The sequence below is a fragment of the Citrobacter sp. S-77 genome (genome assembly GCF_963864895.1).
Classification (GTDB): Bacteria; Pseudomonadota; Gammaproteobacteria; order Enterobacterales; family Enterobacteriaceae; genus Citrobacter; species Citrobacter murliniae.
On the sequence record NZ_CAWLWU010000002.1, the window covers coordinates 2,087,068 to 2,104,756 of the forward strand.

At 50.6% G+C, this 17,689-nt stretch carries 19 protein-coding genes and 1 pseudogene; 9 read left to right on the top strand and 11 right to left on the bottom strand.

The window, feature by feature from the left end; genetic code table 11:
* Window positions 1–18: 18 nt before the first annotated feature.
* Window positions 19–618 carry a TetR/AcrR family transcriptional regulator gene (locus AACS05_RS10590; protein WP_045442505.1) on the bottom strand — a complete coding sequence of 200 codons (600 nt, stop codon included), beginning with the start codon at window positions 616–618 and terminating at the stop codon, window positions 19–21.
* A 101-nt stretch (window positions 619–719) separates the two neighbouring features.
* On the opposite strand from AACS05_RS10590, the gene AACS05_RS10595 reads away from it, so the two are divergent.
* The 3 genes from AACS05_RS10595 to sodC all read left to right on the top strand — a co-directional run bounded on the left by AACS05_RS10595 (window position 720) and on the right by sodC (window position 2,509).
* The gene (locus AACS05_RS10595) at window positions 720–959 is read left to right on the top strand and encodes a DUF1289 domain-containing protein (protein WP_045442508.1); all 240 of its coding nucleotides are present in this window, start codon (window positions 720–722) and stop codon (window positions 957–959) included.
* A 50-nt stretch (window positions 960–1,009) separates the two neighbouring features.
* Window positions 1,010–1,906 (top strand): aldo/keto reductase, encoded by an 897-nt coding sequence (locus AACS05_RS10600; RefSeq protein WP_045442510.1) that lies wholly within the window; start codon window positions 1,010–1,012, stop codon window positions 1,904–1,906.
* An 81-nt stretch (window positions 1,907–1,987) separates the two neighbouring features.
* Window positions 1,988–2,509 carry a superoxide dismutase [Cu-Zn] SodC gene (gene sodC, locus AACS05_RS10605; protein WP_045442513.1) on the top strand — a complete coding sequence of 174 codons (522 nt, stop codon included), beginning with the start codon at window positions 1,988–1,990 and terminating at the stop codon, window positions 2,507–2,509.
* On the opposite strand, the pseudogene AACS05_RS10610 reads toward sodC, so the two are convergent.
* From AACS05_RS10610 to AACS05_RS10620, 3 genes and pseudogenes are all read right to left on the bottom strand, one after another.
* Window positions 2,452–4,525: pseudogene (locus AACS05_RS10610) on the bottom strand (FUSC family protein). The gene sodC and the pseudogene AACS05_RS10610 sit on opposite strands and share 58 nt — an antisense overlap.
* On the bottom strand, window positions 4,522–5,385 hold the full coding sequence (locus AACS05_RS10615; protein WP_045442517.1) for an efflux RND transporter periplasmic adaptor subunit: 864 nt from the start codon (window positions 5,383–5,385) through the stop codon (window positions 4,522–4,524). Before AACS05_RS10615 ends, AACS05_RS10610 begins: the two are co-directional and overlap by 4 nt.
* Window positions 5,386–5,387: 2 nt before the next feature.
* On the bottom strand, window positions 5,388–5,624 hold the full coding sequence (locus AACS05_RS10620) for a DUF1656 domain-containing protein (RefSeq protein ID WP_045442519.1): 237 nt from the start codon (window positions 5,622–5,624) through the stop codon (window positions 5,388–5,390).
* Between the two features lie 192 nt (window positions 5,625–5,816).
* Between AACS05_RS10620 and slyA the strand changes: the two genes are divergently transcribed.
* Window positions 5,817–6,257, top strand: a complete 441-nt coding sequence (gene slyA / locus AACS05_RS10625) for a transcriptional regulator SlyA (protein WP_019076732.1) — start codon at window positions 5,817–5,819, stop codon at window positions 6,255–6,257.
* A gap of 46 nt (window positions 6,258–6,303) precedes the next feature.
* On the opposite strand, the gene slyB is transcribed toward slyA, so the two are convergent.
* Window positions 6,304–6,771, bottom strand: a complete 468-nt coding sequence (slyB, locus tag AACS05_RS10630) for an outer membrane lipoprotein SlyB (protein ID WP_045442526.1) — start codon at window positions 6,769–6,771, stop codon at window positions 6,304–6,306.
* A 274-nt stretch (window positions 6,772–7,045) separates the two neighbouring features.
* Here slyB and anmK point away from each other — a divergent pair, with 274 nt between their 5' ends.
* The 5 genes from anmK to pdxY all read left to right on the top strand — a co-directional run bounded on the left by anmK (window position 7,046) and on the right by pdxY (window position 11,626).
* Window positions 7,046–8,167 carry an anhydro-N-acetylmuramic acid kinase gene (gene anmK / locus AACS05_RS10635; protein ID WP_045442529.1) on the top strand — a complete coding sequence of 374 codons (1,122 nt, stop codon included), beginning with the start codon at window positions 7,046–7,048 and terminating at the stop codon, window positions 8,165–8,167.
* A gap of 87 nt (window positions 8,168–8,254) precedes the next feature.
* Entirely contained in the window at window positions 8,255–8,584 is a 330-nt protein-coding gene (gene mliC, locus AACS05_RS10640; RefSeq protein ID WP_136345584.1) for a C-type lysozyme inhibitor, read from the top strand.
* A gap of 59 nt (window positions 8,585–8,643) precedes the next feature.
* Complete coding sequence (pdxH, locus tag AACS05_RS10645; protein ID WP_045442541.1) at window positions 8,644–9,300, top strand: pyridoxamine 5'-phosphate oxidase; 657 nt, start codon at window positions 8,644–8,646, stop codon at window positions 9,298–9,300.
* Between the two features lie 126 nt (window positions 9,301–9,426).
* On the top strand, window positions 9,427–10,701 hold the full coding sequence (gene tyrS / locus AACS05_RS10650) for a tyrosine--tRNA ligase (RefSeq protein WP_045442543.1): 1,275 nt from the start codon (window positions 9,427–9,429) through the stop codon (window positions 10,699–10,701).
* Window positions 10,702–10,765: 64 nt separating this feature from the next.
* Window positions 10,766–11,626 carry a pyridoxal kinase PdxY gene (pdxY, locus tag AACS05_RS10655; protein ID WP_045442547.1) on the top strand — a complete coding sequence of 287 codons (861 nt, stop codon included), beginning with the start codon at window positions 10,766–10,768 and terminating at the stop codon, window positions 11,624–11,626.
* Window positions 11,627–11,679: 53 nt separating this feature from the next.
* Here pdxY and gstA read toward each other — a convergent pair whose 3' ends face one another.
* The 6 genes from gstA to rsxD form a co-directional block, all read right to left on the bottom strand.
* Entirely contained in the window at window positions 11,680–12,285 is a 606-nt protein-coding gene (gene gstA / locus AACS05_RS10660; protein ID WP_045442550.1) for a glutathione transferase GstA, read from the bottom strand.
* Window positions 12,286–12,390: 105 nt separating this feature from the next.
* Window positions 12,391–13,896: a dipeptide/tripeptide permease DtpA gene (dtpA, locus tag AACS05_RS10665; protein ID WP_045442553.1), complete on the bottom strand. Its 1,506-nt coding sequence runs from the start codon at window positions 13,894–13,896 to the stop codon at window positions 12,391–12,393.
* A 612-nt stretch (window positions 13,897–14,508) separates the two neighbouring features.
* Entirely contained in the window at window positions 14,509–15,144 is a 636-nt protein-coding gene (gene nth, locus AACS05_RS10670) for an endonuclease III (RefSeq protein ID WP_045442555.1), read from the bottom strand.
* Window positions 15,144–15,836 carry an electron transport complex subunit E gene (locus AACS05_RS10675; protein ID WP_045442557.1) on the bottom strand — a complete coding sequence of 231 codons (693 nt, stop codon included), beginning with the start codon at window positions 15,834–15,836 and terminating at the stop codon, window positions 15,144–15,146. Before AACS05_RS10675 ends, nth begins: the two co-directional genes overlap by 1 nt.
* 3 nt (window positions 15,837–15,839) lie before the next feature.
* A complete protein-coding gene (gene rsxG, locus AACS05_RS10680) occupies window positions 15,840–16,460 on the bottom strand; it encodes an electron transport complex subunit RsxG (RefSeq protein ID WP_045442560.1) in 621 nt (206 codons plus the stop codon).
* A 9-nt stretch (window positions 16,461–16,469) separates the two neighbouring features.
* A complete protein-coding gene (gene rsxD / locus AACS05_RS10685; RefSeq protein ID WP_045442563.1) occupies window positions 16,470–17,522 on the bottom strand; it encodes an electron transport complex subunit RsxD in 1,053 nt (350 codons plus the stop codon).
* Window positions 17,523–17,689 lie beyond the last annotated feature (167 nt).

A 17,689-nucleotide genomic window follows, 5' to 3' on the forward strand; every position in this document is an offset into this window, starting at 1 on the left:
TTTAAATAAAAACGCCTGTTAAACGTCAGGCGTTGTAATGACGGTTTTAACGTGTGCCAGCGCATTTTCCAGCGGTGTAGCACTGCGAGAAATCTTAGCTTGCAGGTTGGCCCCCAGCCACAGCGCATACAGCACCTGCGCCTGCTGTAAAGGTTCGCCAATGAACGACAAACAGTGGCAGTCCCGTCCTTTTTCCAGCGCTTGCGCTAACAGCGTAATAATATGTCGCGCGCCTTTATCCATCGCCGTACGCATGTCTTCAGAGAGATCGCATACTTCGGCGGACAATTTGACGGTCAGGCATCCGCTAATAATGCCATGCTGGCTAAACTGATTCAGGGTTTCCTGATAGTAGGCCAGGATCCGGTCGCGGTAATTACCAGCACCCGCATCAAAATGCGCGCCGAGTCGCTGATGATAGGCCGCATAATGGCGTTCCAGCATAGCCACACCAAATGCTTCTTTTGAGCGAAAATAGTGATAAAACGAACCCTTGGGAACCTCAGCGGTTTTCAATAATTCGCTTAAACCCATACCGGTGAATCCGCGTTGCATGCAAAGCTGCTCGCCGGTCGCCAGAAGATGTTCGCGCGTGTCGTGTTCAGTTACTTTGTTCATGTGAAGGAGTGTAATAGACCAGTCGGTCTAATGCAATAGCGCTTGCCAGAAATTCAGTTAACGTCTTCAATAGGTATATCGAACTTATTTAAGGAGGGGATGTGGCCGAACAGCTGGAGTTTTTCCCCGTCCAGAGCCCGTGCCGTGGGATCTGTCAGTCTGACGAACGCGGTTTTTGCCGCGGATGTTTTCGCAGCCGGGATGAGCGTTTTAACTGGCAAAAAATGAGCGATGCCGAAAAACAGGATGTGCTGCGGCTTTGTCGCCAGCGGCTTATGCGTAAATTACGTGCAAACAAAACCAACCCGCCGGAAGAACCGCAACAACCCTCACTCTTTTAAAATCGCAATTGCGTATACTCGATACACATTCACTTATTAAGGAAGCTGCTATGGTTCAGCGTATCACTATTGCGCCGCAAGGCCCGGAATTTTCTCGCTTTGTCATGGGGTACTGGCGGCTGATGGACTGGAATATGTCCGCGCGCCAGTTAGTCAGCTTTATTGAGGAACATCTGGAACTGGGCGTAACTACTGTCGATCACGCGGATATTTATGGCGGATACCAGTGTGAAGCTGCGTTTGGCGAGGCACTGAAGTTGGCTCCACATCTGCGGGAAAAAATGCAGATTGTGACCAAATGCGGTATAGCTACCACGGCGCGAGCGGAAAATACACTTGGTCATTATATCACCGACAGCGCTCACATTATTGCCAGCGCAGAACAGTCTCTGAAGCTTCTGGCGACCGATTATCTTGATCTGCTGCTGATCCACCGTCCCGATCCGTTGATGGATGCAGACGACGTGGCTGATGCCTTTAAAAAGCTGCACCATAGCGGCAAAGTGCGCCACTTTGGGGTATCAAACTTTACACCCGCTCAGTTTTCGCTGCTGCAATCGCGTCTGCCATTTACTCTGGCGACTAACCAGGTCGAAATATCACCGGTACATCAGCCGCTCTTGCTGGATGGCACCCTGGATCAGTTGCAACAGTTGCGCATCCGGCCGATGGCCTGGTCCTGTCTGGGCGGTGGTCGACTGTTCAATGATGACGCTTTCCAGCCGCTGCGTAATGAGCTTGCTGCGGTAGCGGAAGAGCTGAATGCCCAGTCTATTGAGCAGGTGGTGTATGCGTGGATTTTACGTCTGCCATCACAACCGCTGCCTATTATTGGTTCTGGCAAAATTGAGCGCGTTCGTGCCGCTATTGCAGCTGAATCGCTGACAATGTCTCGTCAACAATGGTTCCGAATTCGTAAAGCGGCGCTGGGATACGACGTGCCTTAATCGTGTTTTCTGCGCTTCGTCGTTCAAATTTTCGGCACTGGTTTACACTTATCAATCAAGTACCTGTTCGAAGGAGGATGTATGAAGCGTTTGAGTTTGGCCGTTATTACCTTACTGGCCTGTGCGGGTGCACAGGCAGCCAGTGAGCAAGTTGAGATGAACCTGGTGACGTCACAAGGCGTCGGGCAGTCGATTGGTTCAGTGACCATTTCTGAAACGGCGAAAGGGCTGGAGTTTACGCCAGATTTGAAAGCTCTGCCGCCGGGAGAGCATGGCTTTCATGTGCATGCTAACGGCAGTTGTCAGCCAGCTATTAAAGAAGGTAAAGCTTCGGCCGCCGAAGCGGCAGGTGGACATTTTGACCCGCATAAAACCGGTAAGCATGAAGGCCCCGAGGGTGGTGGACACATGGGAGATCTCCCATTGCTGATGGTTAATAATGAGGGGAATGCCACTACGGCTGTCGTCGCTCCGCGACTGAAATCGCTGGATGATGTCAAAGGCAAGTCGCTGATGATACATGTGGGCGGAGATAATATGTCCGATCAACCCAAACCACTCGGTGGTGGCGGGGCGCGATACGCCTGTGGTGTTATCAAATAATCAGCGGGTCAGCGTACCTGGCGGTGGTGCTTGTTCAAGCTGAGAGAGCGAACAGTGTAATCGCCAGATTAGAGCGGCCAGCTCTTGTGCGGCAGACTGATGATGATGGGCAAGTGTATCGCATATACGTTGTAGTTCATTAAGCGTGGCATTCAGCGGACGTTGCTGCACGCCACGCTCGCTCATTACATCGCGAAGTAATGAGATGCACACATCCCTGACGCGAGATAACGGATCTGAGCGTGCCTCCCAGGCGCGCAACTGCCATACCACATGTGAGCAATTTAGTAGTACCACTCCCCACCGTAATAACCAGCGCCGTGCCAGTGCATCCTGGCTGTTGCTGAGCTGACTGACATGATGATAGGTCAACGACTCAAATTCATTTTCGCTGAGCGACGGATGTCGGCTGAGCTGATCGACAAAATCCCGGCGCAGAGCGCGAATGTGGCGCCGACTCTTCCTGGCGTCTGAACCAGGGCGCAGAATGGCAAAGGCCAGCCATGACAATGCCATGCCGGTAATTTTTGCCATATTGTCATTCAGAAAATCAGCAAAATCATAGACGGGAGGATTGGTCACGGCGATGAACGATCCCATGAACACGATCAACTGTCCCCAAAGTCCCGCCAGCGCTGGCATCTGCAATTTTAATAACTGCATGGTGGCAAGCAGTGGAAAGAGGAACAGAATGAATTGCCAGAGGTCGGTGATTTGCACCATCAAGCCAAATTTAACCACAAAGCTGAATAATGACAGCAGGACCAGCGTTCGCATCAACAATGAGAGTGATTTGAACGGGGTGGCAACGGCGGAATACAGCACACAGCTGATGGCGGCAAGCGTCAGTGCTCCGGAACCCGATTCCCACTGTGCGCCGATGCTCCATGCACCGATTACCATCAGCGTGCAGAAAGTACGTAATCCGCTCCATACCGCTTCCGCATTGTCAGTATGACGGGCAAGTCCAGGTGTTCGATTCACGATAATGCGATCAACGGTTACGCCATTTTCCAGCAAATGCAGGTAGTGACTGCTTTGCAGGTAGATACGGCAGAAATAACGCAGCCGCTGCCAGAAGGCGATATGTCGATAGTCGCTTTGGTCCCGCGGGCGCAGGGGGGCAATAATACGCGCCACGGTATAGCTGTCGGTATTTGCCTTCACCAGCGCATTCAATAGTTGTTCGATGATATCCCGGGTATTCGCAGGGGGATTGGGCCAGTTCAGCAGCATCCTGCGCAGACTGGAAATCACGCTGGTCATACGAAGCTGCTGGTGTAACAGTGAATTGAGCAGTGCATTCTGGCGGCGAAAGCGATAGTGACTCCAGAACGCCTGGATCCGCAACAGATTCATAGTCAGAATTTGGCCGATTACGCCCTCGTGAGCCGAACGAATCGCATCAGTGGTTTCTGGTTGCCAGAGTAAACTGGCATGTTCCAGCAAGCGTGCGTGCATGTTTTTCAGTGCGGTCAGCAGTGTTGTACCATCGGATGTGCTTGGCAGGATCATCATCATCATCCCACCACAGAGTATCCCGACGAGGACTTCGCATACACGGGCCTGGGCGATATCCCACAATTGAGTTATCTCAACGGTATTCACCATTGGAAACGCGATGATGGCTGCCGTGTAGCCAGCCAGTTGAAAAGCGTAGGCTACGTTATTGGTAAAATGTGCGCAGGCCCACGTGCATAAGCCAATCCACGCCGACATGCTCAGCAGAAATAGCCAGGGTTCATTGAGGGTATGGCCCGCAATGATCAACGCCGCCGTTGCCCCGAGTAAACTGCCGGCAACACGCCCCAGACTCTTACTGATAACACCACCGACGGTGGGGAAGCTAACCACGGCGGCAGAGGTCATCGCCCAATAAGGTTCATCCAGGTTCAGATAATAGGCGAACGTTAATGCCAGACACATTGCAATGGTATTACGCAGAGCGTAACGCCACTGTCCGGCCGTGGCTTTAAACCACGGCAAATTACCTGGCGTCAGATGAAACCGTTTCATTGATGCTGACCAATGGAGACGCTACAGGTCGTTCCTGAAACCAAAGTGACATCGTGAGGGAGGGCGCTAAATTCGATGCGAACAGGAACCCGTTGCGCCAGACGAACCCATGGCACGTTAGGTTTGATATCGGGAATGAGGCCGGAATCACTTTCAACACTCTGATCGTAAATAGCACGGCCAATACTTGATACGTGACCCTGTAACTTTACATTGCCGCTGTACAGTGTAATAAGAGCCGGTGCGCCTTCGCGAATGTGGCGTAGCTTGGTTTCTTCAAAATACCCCATCACATAAAAAGAGTGGCTGTCGACAAGGGCAAACAGCGGCTTGCCCGTGGAGGCGTAGTCTCCGGTTCGGGTCGAAAGATTGGTCACCCATCCCGCAACAGGGGCTTTAACTTCCGTTTGTGTCAGTTGCCACTGCGCCTGGCGCAATATGGCCTGAGCGGCTTCGACGCTGGCCTGCATCGCTTTAACGTTAAGGTTCGCCGTATCAAGATCCTCTGCGGAGATGTAATTTTGCGACAGATGACGGCGACGGTTGGCTTCGTTATTGGCTTTTGCCAGGTCGGACTGTGCTTTGGCTAACTGAGCCTGTGCATTCAATTCGGCGATATGAAACGGTGTCTTGTCGATAACCAAAAGCACATCACCGGCGTCAACGAACTGGTTATCCTTTACGTTGAGTTTGCTGATACTTCCGGAGACCTGCGGCGTAATGCTGACCTGCTCAGCGCGGACTTTGCCGTCGCGCGTCCACGGTGACTGCATGTAATAATTCCACATCCACCATCCCGCGAGGACCGCAATAACAGCGACTATAATTGTGGAGAAGTATTTAACGGTTTTAAGCGACATAATCACCACGCAATTAGCAGATAGAAGCCCAGGCATACGCAAAGCGTAAAGAGAGACAGATCCATTAACAGGGGATGCCATATTTCGCCGGAGTAGATCCAGTCGCGTAGTAGACGGTGAGCAACCAGCCAGAGAATGAACCCCGCGACAAACGCCTTGAAAATAGGAGGGAAATAGACAGATGCGCCGATCATTAAATCTTGTAAGGGCAATCCTGTTGCATTAAACATAAACTTCACGGGCAAAATCCTTGGCGGAAGAGAGCATTGCTATAGGTTTAGCAAAAAAGGGACAATGAGTCTCTTTAACACAGAATGTCTGAAAAAATGTCATCCGGTAAGCAAATTTGGCAATACATTTGTTTTGAGAATACAAATGCTGCACACTATTCTAAAATCAGTATAATAACTTAGCAAGCTAATTATAAGGAGATGAAATTGGAATCGCCACTAGGTTCTGATCTGGCACGGTTGGTGCGCATTTGGCGTGCTCTGATTGACCATCGCCTGAAGCCTCTGGAGTTGACGCAGACACATTGGGTTACGCTGCACAACATTCATCAGTTGCCGCCGGATCAATCGCAGATTCAGTTGGCTAAAGCGATAGGTATTGAGCAGCCTTCACTGGTGCGTACGCTTGACCAACTGGAAGAAAAGGGACTCATTTCGCGACAGACTTGCGCCAGCGATCGTCGGGCAAAGAGAATAAAACTCACTGAGAAAGCGGAACCGCTAATCGCAGATATGGAAGCGGTAATCAATAAAACGCGCGGAGAAATTCTGGAAGGGATCTCGGCCGAGGAGATTGATTTGCTGATTAAACTGGTCGCCAGGCTGGAACACAATATCATTGAGCTGCAGTCTCAGGGCTGATGTGAAATTTAACGTGTGGCCAGAGCCTGACCACACGTTAATTCGATTAGCGCGGGGAAACGGTAACTTCTCTGCCGTTGCTTGCCATTACGACACGCTGGCCTGCGGCGAATTTGGTTGCGCCCTGTTTCTGCACTACCATGATGGTATTACCGTCATCCTTACGGATTTCCAGTTCCACACCCTGGGTTTTATTCATTGCACCCTGCACGCCCTGGCCAGCAACGCCGCCAGCTACAGCGCCTGCAGCAGTTGCTAATGAGCGGCCAGTACCACCGCCAACGGTGTTACCGAGGAACCCGCCGAGTACCGCACCACCGATAGCGCCAATTACGTTTGCGTCATCACCACCCTGAATTTGAACCGGACGAACATGAACAATCGTGCCATAGGTTACGTTCTGAACCTGTTTTGCTTCGGATGCGGTATACACGTCACCTGAAAGGCTGTCATTGTTAACGCAACCGGCTAAAGATACGCCCATTAATGAAATAATAAGCACACGTTTAATCATTTAAAAATCTCCTTGTCACCACGAAACGCTGAAAAAAACACCCTTCATGATAAAATTATATGGCATTTGTGAGCCTAAGGTCACATGTTCTACTGGAACAATATGAAAATCATAATTGGGTCCGGGTTAACCGAGTATAAACGAACCATTCATCAAATCGATTGAAATGATGACCTGTTGCCATCAGTAACCCGCAAAAATCATCAATGAAGCATGGAATTACGCGGCACTTTATGGTTGAGTGTCAAGGCTAACATGCTTAAAAGGATGACATATGAAATCGGGCCGTTTTATCGGTGTTATGTCTGGAACCAGCCTTGATGGTGTTGATGTTGTGCTGGCGGCAATAGATGAAACGATGGTTGCGCAACAGGCGAGTCTTACCTGGCCCATCCCCATCCATTTGAAACAAGCCATTCTGGACATTTGCCAGGGGCAACAACTCACGCTTTCTCAGTTTGGTCAGTTGGACACCCAACTGGGACGTTTGTTCGCTGAGGCGGTGAATGCGCTCCTGTCGCAGCAAAAATTAAAGCCGCAGGATATCGTTGCTATTGGTTGTCACGGACAAACTGTATGGCATGAACCTACAGGCGCCGCGCCTCATACGCTGCAAATTGGTGATAACAATCAAATTGTGGCGCATACGGGGATCACTGTGGTCGGGGATTTTCGCCGGCGTGATATTGCGCTGGGTGGGCAGGGGGCGCCGCTGGTTCCTGCGTTCCATCAGGCTTTGCTGGCGCATCCGACGGAACGCCGGATGGTGCTGAATATCGGTGGGATTGCCAATTTGTCACTGCTCATACCTGAAAAACCTGTAAGAGGATATGACACCGGACCGGGCAATATGCTGATGGATGCCTGGATCTGGCGGAAATGCGGTCGACCTTACGACAAAGATGCGCAGTGGGCCAGCGAAGGAACGGTGATTATTCCTCTGCTGCAAAATATGCTTAGCGACCCCTATTTTTCTGCACCCGCGCCAAAAAGCACTGGTCGCGAGTATTTCAATTATGGCTGGATAGAACGTCACCTGGCGCAGTTTCCGGGGATTAACCCGCGCGATGTGCAGGCGACGCTTGCCGAACTGACGGCGGTGACCATTTCAGAGCAAGTCTTGCTGAGCGGTGGTTGTGAGCGACTGATGGTTTGTGGCGGCGGAAGCCGTAATCCGCTTCTGATGATGCGTCTGGCGGCGTTGTTGCCGGGTACAGAAGTAACATCAACGGATGAGGCAGGCATTAGCGGTGATGATATGGAAGCGTTAGCCTTTGCCTGGCTGGCGTGGCGTACCTTGGCTGGATTACCGGGTAATTTGCCTTCGGTGACCGGTGCGGCAGAGTCCAGTGTTTTAGGGGCGATTTTCCCTGCAAACCCACGATCTCAGAGTTAACTGAAATTATCCTCGCCTGTATGCCGGTAAACTAGGGAAGTTAGGGAGGGTGTCATTGCCCTCCGGGACCAGGAAAGTCTTCAGGATATGGCTATGAAAAAACTGTTAATTGTCTGTCTGCCCGTACTGCTTAGCGGTTGTAGTGTTTACAATCAATTTGTCGAGCGCATGCAAACGGATACACTCGAATACCGCTGTGATGAAAAACCGCTTACTGTGAAGTTGAACAATACTCAACAAGTTGCGAGCTTTGTTTACGATAATCAGTTAGTGAAACTCAAACAGGGTGTGTCGGCATCCGGTGCGCGTTACACGGACGGCATCTACGTCTTCTGGTCTAAAGGAGACAATGCAACGGTCTATAAACGCGACAGAGTTGTGTTAAATAACTGTCAGTTACAGAACCCGAAGCGTTGAGATTTTCACCTGGGCGGCGCACAATAGCGTCACCCACTGACAATCCGTAGCCCAACATCATGTCTGATAACGACGAATTGCAGCAAATCGCGCATCTGCGCCGTGAATACACGAAAGGCGGTCTTCGCCGCCGCGATCTTCCCGCCGAACCCCTTGCGCTTTTTGAGCGTTGGCTGGGGCAAGCCTGTGACGCCAAACTGGCGGATCCTACTGCGATGGTTGTCGCAACCGTCGATGAAAATGGTCAACCCTACCAGCGTATCGTGTTGCTCAAACATTATGATGACAAAGGGCTGGTTTTTTATACCAACATGGGCAGCCGCAAGGCGCATCAGATTGAGAATAATCCCCGCATCAGCCTTTTATTCCCCTGGCATACGCTGGAACGGCAGGTCATGGTTATCGGTAAGGCTGAACGTCTTTCCACGCTTGAGGTGGTGAAGTATTTCCATAGCCGCCCACGCGACAGCCAGATTGGTGCCTGGGTCTCTAAACAGTCAAGTCGGATCTCCGCACGCGGTATTCTTGAAAGTAAATTTCTTGAGCTGAAGCAGAAGTTTCAGCAAGGAGAAGTTCCGTTACCTAGCTTCTGGGGCGGTTTTCGCGTGAGTATTGAACAAATGGAGTTCTGGCAGGGCGGTGAAAACCGTCTACACGATCGTTTTTTATACCAACGTGAAGATAACGCGTGGAAAATTGATCGCCTCGCTCCGTAAAGATGCAAAATTCTTGTTTTAAGCGCTGGTACTGATGAATCCGGCGCTTTATTCTATGTCTCTTTCGCATCAGGCGAAAAGTCGTGTACCGGCAAAGGTGCAGTCGTTTTATACATGGAGATTTTGATGGCAAGCAGTAACTTGATTAAACAATTGCAAGAGCGGGGGCTGGTGGCCCAGGTGACGGACGAGGAAGCGTTAGCAGAGCGACTGGCGCAAGGCCCGATCGCGCTCTATTGCGGCTTCGATCCTACCGCTGACAGCTTGCATTTGGGGCATCTGGTTCCATTGTTATGCCTGAAACGCTTCCAGCAGGCGGGCCATAAGCCTGTCGCACTGGTAGGTGGTGCAACGGGGCTGATTGGTGACCCGAGCTTTAAAGCCGCCGAGCGTAAACTGAACACCGAAGACACCGTGCAGGAGTGGGTGGATAAGATCCGCAAACAGGTTGCGCCGTTCCTCGATTTCGACTGTGGCGACAACTCTGCGATTGCTGCGAACAACTACGACTGGTTTGGCGGTATGAACGTACTGACTTTCCTGCGTGATATCGGCAAACACTTCTCCGTTAACCAGATGATCAACAAAGAAGCGGTGAAGCAACGTCTTAACCGTGACGATCAGGGGATCTCTTTTACCGAGTTTTCATACAACCTGTTGCAGGGTTACGACTTCGCTTGCCTGAACAAACTGCACGGCGTTGCGTTGCAAATCGGTGGTTCTGACCAGTGGGGTAACATTACCTCTGGTATCGACCTGACTCGCCGCCTGCATCAGAACCAGGTGTTTGGCCTGACTGTTCCGCTGATCACCAAAGCAGACGGTACCAAATTCGGTAAAACAGAAGGTGGCGCAGTATGGCTGGATCCGAAAAAAACCAGTCCGTATAAGTTCTACCAGTTCTGGATTAACACCGCTGATGCTGATGTGTATCGCTTCCTTAAATTCTTCACCTTTATGGACATTGAAGAGATCAACGCTTTGGAAGAAGAAGATAAGAACAGCGGCAAAGCGCCTCGTGCTCAGTATGTTCTGGCTGAACAAGTGACACGTCTGGTTCATGGTGAAGAAGGGCTGGTGGCGGCAAAACGCATTACCGAAAGCCTGTTCAACGGTGATCTGGGCTCCCTGAGCGAAGCTGATTTCGAACAACTGGCACAGGATGGCGTACCGATGATTGAGATGGAAAAAGGTGCCGATCTGATGCAGGCACTGGTTGATTCCGAACTGCAACCCTCTCGCGGCCAGGCGCGTAAGACTATTGCGTCTAACGCGGTCACTATCAACGGTGAGAAACAATCTGACCCGGAATATTTCTTCCAGGAGAGTGATATTTTGTTCGGTCGCTACACCTTACTGCGCCGTGGCAAAAAGAACTATTGCCTGATTTGCTGGAAGTAAGTAAAAGTCAGCGGGGGCGTGGGAAACTACGCCCCTTTATTATTCTAGGGTTGTGGTAAGTTAAATGAAGAATATCCTCGCCATCCAGTCCCACGTTGTTTTTGGCCATGCGGGCAATAGTGCAGCAGAATTTCCGATGCGTCGTCTTGGCGCGAATGTCTGGCCACTTAACACCGTTCAGTTTTCCAACCACACGCAGTACGGTAAATGGACAGGCTGTGTCATGCCGCCCAGTCACCTGACTGAAATCGTCCAGGGTATTGCTGATATCGATAAACTCCAGCAGTGCGACGCAGTTCTAAGCGGATATCTGGGGTCTGCAGAGCAGGGCGAGCATATTCTGGGCATTGTGCGCAAAGTTAAAGCAGCCAATCCACAAGCGAAATATTTCTGCGACCCGGTAATGGGCCATCCAGAAAAAGGATGTATTGTTGCGCCGGGTGTTGCCGAATTTCATGTACGCCATGCGCTACCGGCCAGCGATATTATCGCACCCAATTTGGTCGAACTCGAAATCTTGTGTGAGCACGCAGTTAACAATGTGAATGAGGCAGTGATAGCGGCTCGTGAACTGATTGCTCAGGGTCCGGAAATTGTGTTGGTTAAGCACCTTGCTCGCGCGGGTATCAGCACGGATCGTTTTGAGATGCTACTGGTGACTGCTGAACAAGCGTGGCATATCAGTCGGCCATTAGTGGATTTTGGTACTCGTCAGCCTGTTGGCGTTGGTGATGTTACCAGCGGTTTACTGCTGGTGAAGCTGTTACAGGGCGCGTCTTTACAACAGGCGCTGGAACATGTGACTGCGGCGGTGTACGAAATTATGATCGCGACCAAAGAGATGCAGGAGTATGAGCTGCAGGTGGTTGCCGCTCAGGATCGTATCGCTAAACCGGAACACTACTTTAGCGCAACGCAGTTGTAATAGCAGTTGTAATAAATGCCGGATAAGCGTTAGCGCTATCCGGCACTAAACAGTTAGTTTAACCCTTCAGCTTTTAGCGCCGCAGTCACTGCCGGACGCTCCGCCATACGCGCCATATACGCTTCGATATGGCTGAATCCTTCCATATTCAATTTCACTGCATATGCCCAGCGCAGCACGGTGAACAGATAGGCATCCGCAATGCTGAAACGTTGACCACAGATCCACGGATTGTCTTTTAATGACTCATTTACATATTGCATTTTTTTCTCCAGCAGAGCACGAACGGTTGGTTTGTACTCTTCTGGTGTATCGGGGCGAAACAGAGGGGTAAAGCCTTTATGCAGCTCTGTAGCAATAAAGTTAAGCCACTCGATTGTTTTGTAGCGGGAGAGGCTGCTGGTGGGGGCAAGGAGCTGACGGTCTGGTACAGAGTCGGCCAGGTACTGCATGATGGCAACGCCTTCGGTCAGTAGCGTTCCGTCATCAAGCAGCAGCGCGGGAACTTGTCCTTTTGGGTTTACCGCGAAAAAATCGTCGCCGTTTTCCAGACGTTTCTTCATCAGATCAACACCATCCAGCGTGAAATCTTTACCACTCTCACGCAGTGTGATGTGGGAAGCAAGAGAACAAGCGCCCGGTTTGTAGAACAGTTTCATCGGTAACTCCTTTTGGCTGAGGTATATCGTATGGTAGTGCTACCTCAGACAAAAAAAAAGCCGCTAACATAAAGTTAGCGGCCTTAAGATAAGTTTCCCTGAGAATTACGCTGTTGCGGCCTTAGAGGCTTTCTCGCTTACATCGTCGTCCTGAGTCATACGGTTCAGTTTCGGTGCTGTCAGCAGCATCAGAACAGCAATAACCGCTGTAGCAATACCAATCTGCAGGAACACACGTCCGTATACTTCAAGAGACATCAGCGGGTCAGTAACGTTTTCTGGAACTGCCATCATGTTAGCAACGTAGCCACCAATAATGTTGGCGCCTGCGGTAGTCAGGAACCAGCTACCCATGATAAAGCCCATCAGGCGCTGCGGAACCAGCTGTGCAACCATCGCCAGACCCAGACCAGAGATCATCAGTTCACCGATACTTTGCAGACCGTAGCAGATGATCAGCCAGTTAACGGAAACGATGCCCGCATCAGTTGCGAATTTCGCACCCAGCGGCAGGATCAGGAACGCGCCAGAACACAGAACCATACCAATAGCAAACTTGGTTGGCATCGGCAGGGTGTCACCCATCTTGTTATAGATGGCGGCAAGGATTGGGCTGCCAATGATGATCCAGAATGGGTTCAGTGCCTGGTACTGCTCAGGTTCGAAAGCGATGCCCAGAATAGAGTGTTCAACGTTACGAATCGCAAAGAAGTTCAGTGACGTAGGCATCTGGCTGTAAAGCACGAAGAAGATAATCGCTTCCAGCATCAGAATAAAAGCGACGATCATTTTACGACGCGCAGCACCGTGCATGGAGAACGCTTCTTTACCGAAGATAACCACGATGCCCATAGCGATAACGCCCAGAACCATACGTGCGATACCCTGGTTGTGCAGCAGCCATGTCGCGATAGCGATCAGAACTACAACGCCACCAATTGTCAGCAGCAGGTTACGGTAGTTGATTGGCTCGAAGTCAGGTTTAGAACCGTACTGTTTGACCCAACGCTGGCAGAATGCGAAGTTCACGACGGTGATCAGCATACCAACGACGCTCAGTGCGAACGCGGTGCTCCAGCCGTAATGTGCAGCCAGCCATGGAGTTGCCAGCATAGAGAAGAATGAACCGATGTTGACGGACATATAGTACATGGTAAATGCACCATCAAGACGCGGGTCATCTTTTGCATAGCAGGTAGACAGCAGGGATGATGGGTTTGCTTTGAACAGACCGTTACCGACCGCGATGGCCGCCATGCCCATATAAACGATACCCGCATCGTGACCAGACCATGCAACCAGTGCATAACCGATGGCCAGGACAATAGCACCCAGCATGATGACACGCTTCGTTCCCAGAACCTTGTCACCTAACCAGCCGCCAATGGCAACAAGACCATAAACCAGGGCGCTAAAGGATGAGAAAAGGGTGATGGAATCCGCTTCTGACATACCCAGTTGCTTCACCAGGTAGACGGCCATAATTCCTTGCAGGCCGTAATAGCCAAAACGTTCCCACAGCTCAATCGAGAAAATGAGATAGAACGCTTTTGGTTGTTTGAAGGCGTTTAAACTGACGCTTTCAGTTGGTTTATTGTTTGCAGTAGACACTTTTACCTCTTTTTTTACATCCCATATCAACGGGGGTGTTCAGGTACGTGATGAGTCAAGTTCATCCGTCCGATTGTTATAGTGGGAGGGGAAACGGCAAGTAATGTTCACTATCTTGACCATTCAGACAAGGGGTTTGTAATAATCTGTTACATATATCTGAACTGGTGAAATCATCCAGGCTAATAAATGTTATCTAGCGTTAAATTTCTTCAATTGAAAAATGGCAGATTTTTACACTGTCAGATAGGGGCGAAAACCGCAATGTGGCGATATGTTCTGCTATTCAAGGTTGAATCCAGTGATATAGGCCATTATCTTAAAAATAGCCAGTGTAATGTTTTGTATCGAATTGGCGGGGTCAGGTCATTTGCTTGTCATTTTAACTACAAAATAAAAAATATTTTACATTGTGTTATCATGGTGATCTTGATCACGGATGGATAGAAATTTCTATTACTAAAAAAACGATTAACCTGCTCAGGTGTTAATTTACAAGAATATTACATCAGATATGCCCGCGACTATGGCATCATTGACGGGAAATGAGAGATTAAGAAGTGCATAACTAATCGTTATGGAAGTGGGCAAGGGTTCTTGCCCCCAACATTATCAGATATCGACTTTCTCTTTGAATTCGCAGAGGTCTTCGATGATACAAGAGCCACAACGTGGTTTCCTGGCAATGCAGGTGTAGCGACCATGAAGAATTAACCAGTGATGGCAATCGACTTTAAATTCACTGGGAACAACTTTCAGCAGTTTTTCTTCTACCTGCTCAACGTTTTTACCCGGCGCGAATTGCGTTCGATTACACACTCGAAAAATATGGGTGTCGACGGCGATGGTAGGCCAACCAAAGGCGGTGTTTAGCACCACATTCGCTGTCTTGCGCCCGACACCGGGCAGTGCTTCCAGTGCAGCCCGATCTTCAGGTACTTCGCCATGATGTTGTTCCAGCAGAATACGGCAGGTTTTAATTACGTTTTCTGCTTTGCTGTTAAACAAGCCTATCGTTTTAATATACGACTTAACCCCTTCGACACCGAGATCCAGCATCGCGGCAGGGGTATTGGCGACGGGATAGAGCTTTGCAGTGGCTTTATTGACGCTGACATCGGTGGCCTGCGCCGACAGTAGAACAGAAATCAGCAACTCAAACGGCGAGGTAAAATTGAGCTCGGTTGTTGGATGCGGGTTGTTGTCACGCAGACGTGTGAGTATTTCCAGCCGTTTCGCTTTGTTCATTACACATTCCCTGTCTCGCCTGCCGGACTGTCCGTCACTGCAGCCTCAGCACGACGCTTTTTCATTCTTTCATCAATAAGATATTTAACTGCCAGCATCAGTCCCAGACCAATGAACGCTCCCGGCGGTAGCATGGCCAACAGGAACGGCGTATCCGTATGGAAAATCTCGACGCGCAGCACTTTGGCCCAGCTACCCAGCAGGCCGTCTGCGCCATCAAACAATGTCCCGTTACCAATGATTTCACGCAGTGATCCGAGGACAAACATCGCGCCGGTTGCTCCCATGCCGATGGAAAAACCATCGAGCGCGGATAAAGCGGGGCCTTTTTTAGCGGCAAACGCTTCTGCACGGCCAACCACAATACAGTTGGTCACAATTAAGGGAATGAAGATCCCCAGGGACTGATACAAACCAAAGGCATATGCGTTGATAAGCATCTGCACCGCACTCACCACTGAGGCGATGATCATGACATAAATCGGGATACGAATTTCAGGCGGTGTCCAGCGGCGCAGGGCTGAGATAGTCAGGTTAGTCAGCGTCAGTACCAGTGTTGTAGCAAGCCCCAGACCCAGGGCGTTGGTGGCGGTAGAGGTCACCGCTAACAGTGGGCACATGCCGAGTAACTGCACCAGGGCGGAGTTATTTTTCCATAGCCCCTGAACAATGACGTCTTTAATTTCGCTCATGGTTTATTCTCCACAGGCGGTAAGTTGAGGAAGCTGCGCAGGCAGCGTTTGCGCGTACAGACCAGCGCGTTTAACTGCATTAACTACCGCACGCGGGGTGATGGTCGCGCCAGTGAACTGGTCAAAGTCACCACCGTCTTTTTTAACCGCCCAGTGTGGGTCATTTTCAGTGCTGATTTTTTTGCCACTAAAATGGGTTATCCAGTCGGACAGACGCAGCTCTATTTTATCACCCAGCCCCGGCGTTTCATGATGTTCCGTTACGCGCGAACCCAGTACGGTACCATTGAAATCGACGCCGACCAGCAACTGAATAGCGCCAGAGTATCCATCAGGTGCGGTAGCTTCCAGAATTGCCGCTACCGGACGGTCATCCTGACGGGCAATATAAACGTGGTGTGTTCCTTTACCCAACGCCGGTGCATTAACCAGATAGCAGCTTTCAGGCAGATTATTATTGTAGCGATCGCCAGGCAAAACCTGATCGAACAGCGCCTTTTGCTGCAGTGCGGCCTGTTCATCAATGGTGGACTTGGTTAACTGATTAATGGCTGCCGTTAACCCCGTAGAGCCCGCAGCAAACAGTGCCAGAGTGATACCGTGTTTACGAATCGTTTTCAGCATATGTTGTCCTTAGCGATGTCCGTACACGCGAGGGCGGGTGTAATAATCAATCAGGGGAACAGTGATATTTGCCAGCAATACGGCAAAGGCCACGCCATCAGGATACCCACCAAAACTGCGAATCAGCCACACTAACAGACCTGCAAGCGCGCCAAAAATCAGGCGACCACGGTTAGTTGTTGATGCCGTAACGGGATCGGTAAGAATAAAGAATGCGCCGAGCATAGTTGCACCTGAGAGCAGGTGCAACTGTGGTGAAGCCAGTGAATCCGGGGAGAAAAACCAGCCTAACGTCGCACAGATGGCGAGCGATAGCAGAAAACTGACCGGGATATGCCAGCGAATTGCTTTTTGCCACAATAACACTACACCGCCAGCCAGCCAGGCCAGGTTCACCCACTGCCAGCCAGCGCCTGCGAGCATTCCGCTGTAAATAGGATACTGCATGACTTGTTCAACGGAGTGTCCTGCGTGTAACGATGTTTTGAACGTATCCAGCGGTGTGGCCTGACTGATGCCATCGATCCCCATGCGTAGAGCGTTCATATCACTGCCGCCCACGGTATGTCCGGTAAAGATTACGTTCAGGGCATCAAAGAAACCCGGCACCGTAGCCGCAATTTCATGCGGTGGCAACCAGCTGGTCATCTGCACCGGGAATGAAATAAGCAGGACGACATAGCCTATCATTGCGGGGTTAAATGGATTCTGCCCGAGACCGCCATACAATTGTTTGGCAATGATAACCGCGAATACAGTACCTAATACCACCATCCACCATGGAGCAAGCGGCGGAATACTGACGGCAAGCAGCAATCCTGTCAGCAACGCGGAGTTGTCTTTCAGGATTGCGACGACGGGCTGTTTACGCAGTTTTAGCACGCTGGCTTCGGCGGCGATAGCGCTGGCAGAGGCGAGAACTATCTGCAATAACGTTCCCCAACCAAAGAACCATAACTGAGCGGCAATACCCGGTAATGCGGCAATTAACACCAGCAGCATAATGCGTGATGTCTGGCGCTGATTATGGGTATAAGGGGAGCTTGCTATTCTGAATACCATTTATTCCTCGTTAACAACCTGCTGCTGTGCGGCTTTTTTAGCCTGCGCGCGTGCAATAGCGGCCGCGACGGCGGCTTTGCGTGGATCTACCGGTTCGGCCGTTTCAGCGACGGTCTGCTGCTCAAGTTTGCGTGCTTTAGCCCGGGCAATCGCGGCTTCGACAGCGG

Coding starts and splice junctions, on each gene's coding strand:
- AACS05_RS10590 (WP_045442505.1), bottom strand. CDS start 618: ATGAACAAAGTAACTGAACACGACACGCGCGAACATCTTCTGGCGACC.
- AACS05_RS10600 (WP_045442510.1), top strand. CDS start 1,010: ATGGTTCAGCGTATCACTATTGCGCCGCAAGGCCCGGAATTTTCTCGC.
- sodC (WP_045442513.1), top strand. CDS start 1,988: ATGAAGCGTTTGAGTTTGGCCGTTATTACCTTACTGGCCTGTGCGGGT.
- AACS05_RS10615 (WP_045442517.1), bottom strand. CDS start 5,385: ATGTCGCTTAAAACCGTTAAATACTTCTCCACAATTATAGTCGCTGTT.
- slyA (WP_019076732.1), top strand. CDS start 5,817: ATGAAATTGGAATCGCCACTAGGTTCTGATCTGGCACGGTTGGTGCGC.
- slyB (WP_045442526.1), bottom strand. CDS start 6,771: ATGATTAAACGTGTGCTTATTATTTCATTAATGGGCGTATCTTTAGCC.
- anmK (WP_045442529.1), top strand. CDS start 7,046: ATGAAATCGGGCCGTTTTATCGGTGTTATGTCTGGAACCAGCCTTGAT.
- mliC (WP_136345584.1), top strand. CDS start 8,255: ATGGCTATGAAAAAACTGTTAATTGTCTGTCTGCCCGTACTGCTTAGC.
- pdxH (WP_045442541.1), top strand. CDS start 8,644: ATGTCTGATAACGACGAATTGCAGCAAATCGCGCATCTGCGCCGTGAA.
- tyrS (WP_045442543.1), top strand. CDS start 9,427: ATGGCAAGCAGTAACTTGATTAAACAATTGCAAGAGCGGGGGCTGGTG.
- pdxY (WP_045442547.1), top strand. CDS start 10,766: ATGAAGAATATCCTCGCCATCCAGTCCCACGTTGTTTTTGGCCATGCG.
- gstA (WP_045442550.1), bottom strand. CDS start 12,285: ATGAAACTGTTCTACAAACCGGGCGCTTGTTCTCTTGCTTCCCACATC.
- nth (WP_045442555.1), bottom strand. CDS start 15,144: ATGAACAAAGCGAAACGGCTGGAAATACTCACACGTCTGCGTGACAAC.
- AACS05_RS10675 (WP_045442557.1), bottom strand. CDS start 15,836: ATGAGCGAAATTAAAGACGTCATTGTTCAGGGGCTATGGAAAAATAAC.
- rsxG (WP_045442560.1), bottom strand. CDS start 16,460: ATGCTGAAAACGATTCGTAAACACGGTATCACTCTGGCACTGTTTGCT.
- rsxD (WP_045442563.1), bottom strand. CDS start 17,522: ATGGTATTCAGAATAGCAAGCTCCCCTTATACCCATAATCAGCGCCAG.